This window comes from Verrucomicrobiota bacterium (genome assembly GCA_016871535.1).
GTDB lineage: Bacteria > Verrucomicrobiota > Verrucomicrobiia > Limisphaerales > SIBE01 > VHCZ01.
This window is the reverse complement of the sequence record VHCZ01000363.1, coordinates 1-4,966: the sequence shown is the minus strand read 5'-3', so window position 1 is coordinate 4,966 and position 4,966 is coordinate 1. Positions and strand designations below refer to the sequence as shown.

Here is a 4,966-nt window from a genome sequence, read left to right as displayed (position 1 = left end):
GAAGCGGTTCCCGAAGCCAGGGCGAGAGGTCGAGCCGCGAAGGCCGAACAATCGGCGTGGAGTCGTTAAGATTGTCGCCGGGGCGAAAACGGAAGCCGTTCTGGGAAAAGTTCTCCGTCTGCGGAATCCATTTGATGCCATGACACTGGCCGCAGACGTGCGAGGAAATCTCTTTGTTCTTCTGCGAAGGATTCACCACGGTCGGATCGGAGTGGGTGGCGAAGTGCTGCTGATATCGGTGCCACGGGCGAAGGTTCGCGCGAACATGATCCTCAGCGGGTCCATGGCAAGCTTCGCAAGCGATGCCCAGTTCGCCCACGCGGGTGTCCAGGAGTTTGGTGACCGGATGTTGCTGAGGCTGGCCGCCCGTCGCGTGGCATTTGAGACAGTTCACGTTCCAGATGTGGGAACTGGGCGGAATCTTGGGGTCGCGCAGAAAGGTATCGCGCACCGGCGCCCAACGCTGGTCCGCGATCAGCCAGGCAAACGGGAAAATGGTTTGCAGATTTCCGAATCGGCTCGGGGTCCAGAAAATCTGCATGTGATGCGAGCCGGTCAGCAGGCCGATTCGCTTCCAGACGCGCGGCGGTTTGGATGGAATTCCTTGTTTCGCTCTGGCGACATTCTGCGGATCGTAGGCCCAATCCGGATCGGGCATTTCGGCCCAGAATTCATCTCCGCGCCTCTCGAGCACGTAAGTGTCGCCGTTCCATTCCAGCCGGACGTTGTCGAAGTTGGCCTGCACCGATTCGGGACCGGCCACCTGAGTCATCGTGCGATGATAGGATTGATGCCAGGAGGAATACTCGTGGGGATGGCACGCCTGGCATTGGTCGGAGGAAACATAGCCGTCCGGACGGCCTTCCCGGGGAATCGATTTGCTGAACTCAGCTTCGGCGGCGGCCTTGCGGGTCCGTTGTCCGTGCCACGCCAGGGTTGCGCCTCCGCTCAGCACCAGGCTTAGCAGGGCGAAAGTGCCAATCCACGGCCGGAAGCGCCGCAATTTGAGCAGCAGCGGCGCCAGCGCGCACACCGCGAGCAACCCCAAGAGCAGTTGTTCGACATCGAGCATTATGGCGGTCCGGTTTGAGCGTCGCGCGTTGGGTTTGGAGCCTGGCGTTCCCCCTCACCCTGGCCCTCTCCCTCAGGGAGAGGGGATTTGGCATCCCGCGCTTGGAGTAGCCTCGCGGGATCGATTCCTCGAAATGCGGCGAGCAACGCCCCCTCTCCCCAAAGGAGAGGGCTGGGGTGAGGGGGAACGCGGTATCCAGACACGCAGAATGTCCACCACCGGAACCGCCACGATCAGGGCTCCGAAATCGCTTTCTTCACGCGGCTGGGCGGCTCCAGATAGCGGTAGGGGCTGCTGGGGTTGTCGTTGTCGTAGGCAAAGGCGTCGCGATGGCTCAGGAAAAACTTTACGGCTTCCACCGGGATCGCAAACCCCAGCCCTTCGCCAAACGTCATCTTCATGTTCGTCACGCCCACGACTTCTCCGCGCAAGTTGAACAGCGGACCGCCGCTGTTGCCGGGGTTGATCTGCGCGGTCGTCTGCAAGTAAAGCTCGCCCTGGAGTTGCCGCGTTTTCGTGCTCAAGATGCCTTCGGTCACCGTGCGTTCCAAACCCAGCGGGCTGCCGATGGCGAAAACGCGGTCGCCCACGGCCATGACGTCGGAATCGCCCAGCGCCACGAAAGCGAACTTCGGCGCCTCCTTGTCGTCGATCTTAAGCAAGGCCAGGTCTTCAAACTTGTTCATGGCCACGATGCGGACTTCTTTGTAGGTCTTGCGCTCGAACTGGCCTTCTTTCTGATGATAGACCTCGACCGAAATCTGGGTCTCGCTTTCGATGACGTGGAAATTCGTGATCAGGTAGCCTTCCTCGTTGAGGACGAAGCCGGAACCCAACCCGCCCGGTGTCCTGACCTGCACGACACTTTCGCCGAGCAGCTTGACCAGTTCGCGCACGCTTCGTTCCTGCTTGTAACCTCCGGCGGCGTGAAACAGAGCCGCTTTCGCCTCCGGAGAAGAAGCCGCGGCTTCCCCTTCGTCTTTCCCCGATTTCGCGGCGTCCGACCGGGTGATGGCCACGATGTGGTTGCGGGGCACGACGAGCACGGTGTAACCAATGTCCACTGCGACCTGGTCCGGTTTCTCGACCAGAATTCGGCCGTTGATGGCCGCCTGGTCGCGGAGTTGAAGAACGTCTGCGCCAATGGCGGAAAGCTCCGCCAGCATCAGCGCGCCAAAAAGGATGACTCGATCGAACATGCTGAAATCTTAATTGCGGGCGGCGCCATTGACAAGGGTAGCCTCTCGTCTGGGAAAGAATCGACAATAGCCCAGCCTCTTTCAACGCTGAGAGGGGTGAAGGGGTGGGTTCGTGCGGAAGGGAAAGGCAGTGAACGCCGGTCAATCGGCCGGGAATGAACTGAGAGCGGCAGCCATTGAAACAGCGAGGAAAACGGGGTTCTGCTCCGTTGCCTCTGTTTCCTCCCGTTTAACTCGAGGACGCCGCATTCAGGCCGGCTGGAAACTTCAGGGTCACAGTCGTTCCGCGCCCAACGTCACTCTGTGCGCTGGCTGTGCCGGCGTGCAGGCGCATGATCGACTGCACGATCGCCAGTCCCAATCCGCTCCCGCCCGGGATGTGAGAATCCGGCTGGTCGCCGCGATAAAAGCGATCGAAGATTTTCGGAAGATGCTCCGGAGCGATGCCGGCGCCGGTGTCGCTGACGCTGAGTTCGATTCCGTCGTCGCCAGGGGAACGAAGTGAGATTCGGATGTTTCCTCGGGGCGGCGTGTGCCGGAGGGCGTTCGCGAGCAAGTTGCTCACGGCGCGCCGGAAGAGCATCGGGTCACCGAACAACCAGCCGTTGCCCACACAGGTCACCTCGGTTTCCTGTTCTCTCGCCAGCGCTTCGTAGAATTCCCGGACGGCGTCGATTTCTTTTCGGGCATCGAACCGGATTCGCCGCACCGCCGCTTTCGGATCATCGGCGCGGGCCCCAGGAAGAGCAACCCGTCGATCATTCGGGACAGCCGTTCATACTCTTCGAGACTTGAGGCCAGGATTTGCCTGTACTCCTCGGGCGTGCGGGAGCGAGCCAGCGCCACCTCGACTTCACCGCGCAAATTGTTGATGGGCGAACGCAACGCGTGCGCCAAATCCGCCGAGAATTGCGAGAGCCGGGTGAAAGAATCTTCGAGCCGGTCCAACATGGCGTCGAACGCTCCGGCGAGTTCAGCCAGTTCTGCCGGCCAGCGCGACGGCGCGATCCGCTCATGCAATTGGCTGGCCGTAATGTGCCGGGCGGTCTGCGTGATCTCGACCAGCGGACGCATGCCCTTTCGTGTGATCCAAACTCCCGCGACCGCGGCAAAGATTACCCCCAGGCCGAGCACGATCAGGATTTTGTTGCGATAGTCCAGCAACAGCGCCGTCCCGGCAGTGGTTTCGAGCGCGATTTGGACGGTCCGCCTTTCTTCACCGGCCGCGCCGGCCGTGGCAGACACGGACAACAGAAGGAAGGAGCGGCCGGCCAGCGATTTCTGCACGATGTTGCGAAGCGGCGCCGCCGCGGTTTCTGCCGGTGCCGGAAAAAGATCAACCGCCGCCAGGCCGTTCATGCCCGGCGTCTCGATTGCGACGCGTCCCTGGCCGTCCAGAATGCGAAGGAAATATCGGAGCGGATGGCTTTCGGAAGCCTCGTGCTCCACTTCACTGGCCAGAGCTTGCGCCTTGTCCGGTTCGCGCAGCAAACGGCGCAGCACTTCGATTTTGCTGGCCAGTAGCGCGTGGCGCGTATGTTCCAGGTTTCGCGTGAGCGTCCAGTAGAGAAAGCCGGCGGCCAGCACCAGCAGCGCGGCGGTGGAAGCCACGTAGAGCAGCGTCAACCGCCGGGTGATGGACCAGACGCGGATTGGGTTCTTCTGGAGGATAGGTGGCATCAAACGCTGACTTTGAAATCATTCAAAAATATCTCTCAGATCGTGTTCTAAAAATGGGTGGAACGGGCTACCAGCCCGTCTTCGGCGGCAACTTGCCGCCGAAAAATGCGGCGGCTGGTAGCCCGCCGCAACAGGCCAGTGGCCTGTTCCACCCATAAGACATTTTTGAAAACACGTCCTCAGACCTCCTGACTACCGTTCTTCGAGCACATAGCCCAGACCGCGTTCGGTGTGAATCAGCCTGCGGGAGAAAGGATCGTCCGCTTTCCGGCGGAGCCGGCGCACGGCCACGTCCACGACATTGGTGTCGCTGTCGAAGTGCATGTCCCAGACCTGCTCGGCAATCAGCGTGCGCGACAGGACTTCGCCTTTCCGCCGGGCCAGCAGCGACAGCAACGCAAACTCCTTGGGCGTCAGATCGAGGCGCAGGCCGGCGCGCGCCGCTTTGTGGCGGATCAAATCGAGTTCCAGATCCGCCACGTGCAGCACTTCGGGCTGGCGGCTCGGTCCGCGGCGCAAGATCGAACGGATTCGCGCGAGCAATTCGGAGAACGCGAACGGCTTGACCAGGTAATCATCGGCCCCAAGTTCGAGGCCTCGGACGCGATCGGGCACCGTGTCACGGGCCGTGAGGAACAAAACCGGAGTTTGCTTGCCCTCCTTGCGAATTGCGCCCAGGACCGACCAACCGTCACGCGCCGGCAACATTACATCGAGAACGATCGCGTCGTAATCTTGGGTGAGTGCCAGGTGCAAACCGTCCTCGCCCTGGCCGGCCAGGTCCACCACAAAACCGCTTTCGGAAAGGCCTTTGCTGAGGTAAGTCGCGGTCTTGCGCTCATCTTCAACGATCAAAACGCGCATAGGCAGAAGCCGAATCGTTGGCTTAGTGGTCCATTTCATAAATACGCTCACGTTCGCGGCAAGGGATTTTTCGGCCAGACGAGGCGCGAGCGACGAGCATATCCCGAAGTGGATCTGTAAGGAGCAAGCAACGAAGTCTGGCGAAAAAGAA

5 protein-coding genes are annotated in these 4,966 nt (G+C 61.0%); all 5 read right to left on the bottom strand.

Annotated elements, in window-relative coordinates; genetic code table 11:
• On the bottom strand, positions 1–1,072 hold a 1,072-nt coding region (locus FJ398_26045; GenBank protein ID MBM3841349.1), incomplete at its 3' end, for a hypothetical protein.
• Between the two features lie 233 nt (positions 1,073–1,305).
• Positions 1,306–2,136 carry a trypsin-like serine protease gene (locus tag FJ398_26040; GenBank protein MBM3841348.1) on the bottom strand — a complete coding sequence of 277 codons (831 nt, stop codon included), beginning with the start codon at positions 2,134–2,136 and terminating at the stop codon, positions 1,306–1,308.
• 364 nt (positions 2,137–2,500) lie between these two features.
• Complete coding sequence (locus FJ398_26035; protein ID MBM3841347.1) at positions 2,501–2,893, bottom strand: hypothetical protein; 393 nt, start codon at positions 2,891–2,893, stop codon at positions 2,501–2,503.
• The gene (locus tag FJ398_26030; GenBank protein MBM3841346.1) at positions 2,890–3,951 is read right to left on the bottom strand and encodes a HAMP domain-containing protein; all 1,062 of its coding nucleotides are present in this window, start codon (positions 3,949–3,951) and stop codon (positions 2,890–2,892) included. The genes FJ398_26035 and FJ398_26030 overlap by 4 nt, the downstream gene beginning before the upstream one ends.
• 192 nt (positions 3,952–4,143) lie before the next feature.
• Positions 4,144–4,815 carry a response regulator gene (locus FJ398_26025; GenBank protein ID MBM3841345.1) on the bottom strand — a complete coding sequence of 224 codons (672 nt, stop codon included), beginning with the start codon at positions 4,813–4,815 and terminating at the stop codon, positions 4,144–4,146.
• Positions 4,816–4,966 lie beyond the last annotated feature (151 nt).

Bases quoted from the DNA above. Each gene is read 5' to 3' on its own strand.
- FJ398_26030 (MBM3841346.1), bottom strand. From the start codon at position 3,951: ATGCCACCTATCCTCCAGAAGAACCCAATCCGCGTCTGGTCCATCACC.
- FJ398_26025 (MBM3841345.1), bottom strand. From the start codon at position 4,815: ATGCGCGTTTTGATCGTTGAAGATGAGCGCAAGACCGCGACTTACCTC.